This window comes from uncultured Clostridium sp. (assembly GCF_947036855.1).
Taxonomy (GTDB): Bacteria; Bacillota; Clostridia; order Clostridiales; family Clostridiaceae; genus Sarcina.
Map to the genome: position 1 here is coordinate 1 of NZ_CAMQRY010000211.1, position 2,681 is coordinate 2,681.

The 2,681-nt window shown below is 30.1% G+C and carries 2 protein-coding genes; both read left to right on the forward strand.

Annotation, left to right across the window (positions count from 1 at the left end):
- The first annotated feature begins 501 nt into the window (after positions 1–501).
- Entirely contained in the window at positions 502–2,067 is a 1,566-nt protein-coding gene (locus Q0V15_RS12880; RefSeq protein WP_297439542.1) for a ClC family H(+)/Cl(-) exchange transporter, read from the forward strand.
- 209 nt (positions 2,068–2,276) lie between these two features.
- Positions 2,277–2,663, forward strand: coding sequence for a VOC family protein (locus Q0V15_RS12885; protein ID WP_297439543.1), 387 nt, complete (start codon positions 2,277–2,279; stop codon positions 2,661–2,663).
- Positions 2,664–2,681: the final 18 nt, after the last annotated feature.

The window sequence follows — 2,681 nt, forward strand, 5'->3', positions numbered from 1 at the left end:
TATAAAAGCCACCTTCAGGGTGAGCTATCATATCTAAATTTTTTATAAAATAATCGGCAGTTTTATTCATTTGAAAAATCCTCCTTAGTGCATAAAAATATGATGAATAATTATATTCATATATTTGTGAATATGTTTTCATTATAGAATTATAAGATGATGATTACAAGTTTTATAAAGCTAAAATATTAAAAATATAGCTTGTAAAGTAGCTAAAATAAAATATTTTTAATAAAAATAAAAATTTGTTAGAACTAAGGAATTTACTCTTAAAAATGAAAAACATGTAATGTTTAGATGATAAAGAGTGAAAATCCATAAAAATGATAGAGGTTTACAATTTATTATTTAGTTGCAGAAAACAACTGCATTTGTAAATGGTTGATATTGGAATGTAAACATAGTATAACTAAAAGGTAACGCGTCGCATAAAAATTTATTGCGATCAAAAATATATTTGCCTGATTATTCATTAGTAATTAGCGGTATTAGGAGAGAGTAATGGATAGTAAAATTTCGAGAATGTATGATATTCTTAGTGGAATAAAACTAAGAATAGTATTACAAAGTATTGTAGTTGGGCTTATAGCTGGACTTTTAATTTCTATTTATAGATTAGTTCTTGATCATATTGATAAATATACCTATGGTATGTACAGTTTTTTACGTGTACATGAATGGTATATTTTACTTGCGGTTCTTGGACTTGCTATAGCAGGATTTATAGTTGGAGCTATGGTTCAGGATGAATCAATGATTAGTGGAAGTGGTATTCCACAAATCGAAGGTATTTTAACAGGACATTTCAAAGAACCATCACCAGTTAAAATTATAATTTATAAATTTGTTGGTGGGGTTATAGCAATTGGTTCAGGTTTATCACTTGGAATTGAAGGACCTTCAATTCAACTTGGTGCAACTATTGCCAATTTATATGGAAATGTCACTAAAAGACTTAAACTTGAAAAAAGATTTTTAATTTCAAGTGGTGCAGGGGCAGGTCTGTCTGCTGCATTTAACGCTCCGTTTGCTGGAGTTATGTTTGTATTGGAAGAAGTACATAAAAAGTTCACGCCAACTTTATTTGTATCAGCAATTGCAGCTTCTGTTTCAGCTGATATAGTTACTTGGGCATTTTTTGGACAAAAACCAATTCTTGATTCACATGTTTTAAAGGCAATGCCTATAGAATATTACCCATATATAATTGTTCTTGGAATAATTGTTGGACTTGCAGGAGTTTTCTATAATAAAGTTCTTGTTAAGACTATGGGATTGTATAAAAAAATAAATATTCCTGTAAAGTATAGAATGATAATACCATTTGTAATAACTATATTTTTCGGATTATTTATACCAAAAGTTTTAGGTGGAGGAGCTCACTTAATTAATGATGTGTTAGTTAGTGGTCTTGTACTTAAACTTGCGATTATTTTACTTGTTGCAAAATTTATCTTCTCAATGATAAGTTTTTGCTCAGGTACACCAGGTGGGATTTTATTTCCACTTCTAACACTTGGATCACTTGTTGGAGCAATATTTGGAGATGTAGTTATTCAGTATATGGGTGTAAATCCTATTTATGCAACTAGCTTTATATTATTTGCTATGGCAGCAATGTTTGCTTCAATAGTTAGAGCTCCTATAACAGGATTTATGCTTGTCTGTGAAATGAGTGGGTCATTTACACAGTTTGGGTCAATTGCTCTTGTTTGTGGAGTGTCATATCTTACAGCAGAGATGCTAAGATGTGAACCAGTATATGAATCATTATTTAAGTTAAGAGTTAGTTCACAGACTGGAACACCAGTTTCAAGTGAGAATGCTGAAATAATTATTTCATATATTATCGAAATGGGTTCTTCAATTGTGGGTAAAAAACTTAGAGAGGTAAAACTTGTGGATCACACTCTTGTCATTTCTATTGAAAGAGAAGGTACACATATGATACCTGATGGTAACACCATTTTAATGGCTGGTGATACTATAAGTGTAATGGTAACTGAGAATAAAGAGATTGTTTTAAGAGAAAGGCTCGAAGGATTATGTGTTCATTGTGACACATAAATCTAGAGTAGGGAGGTTGCTAAGTTTTGGCAACCTTCCTTTTTTAGTAGTGCTTTAAATTATAAAATTGTAGATTATGAAAAAACTTAAAGAGAAAGTATGAGGATATATGTAGTTTGATTAATTAATTTGTTGTGATATGATAGAAGTATGAAATGGAAAAAATTTGTTTAATATATAGATAAAAATAGAAGAAAGAGGTGTTTTAAATGGCTATAAAAATGTTACATACATGTATTAGAATTATGGACCTTGATAAATCTTTAAAGTTTTATAGAGATGCAATTGGTCTTATAGAAACTAGAAGAAAAGAATTCCCAGAGCATAAGTTCTCACTTGTTTATCTTTCAGATAAAATTGGTGGATATGAAATAGAACTTACTTGGAATCATGGACAAGAAGAAGCTTATACAATAGGAGATGGATTTAGTCATATTGCTATTGAGGTTGAAGAACTTGAGTTAGAGAGAGAAAAGCATATGAATCTTGGATATGAAGTAACAGCACTTAAAGGTTTACCTGGTGAGCCACCTAAGTATTATTTTGTTACAGACCCAGATGGTTATAAAGTAGAAGTTTTAAGAAAAATAAAATAGTAAGACGATAAAAAAGTA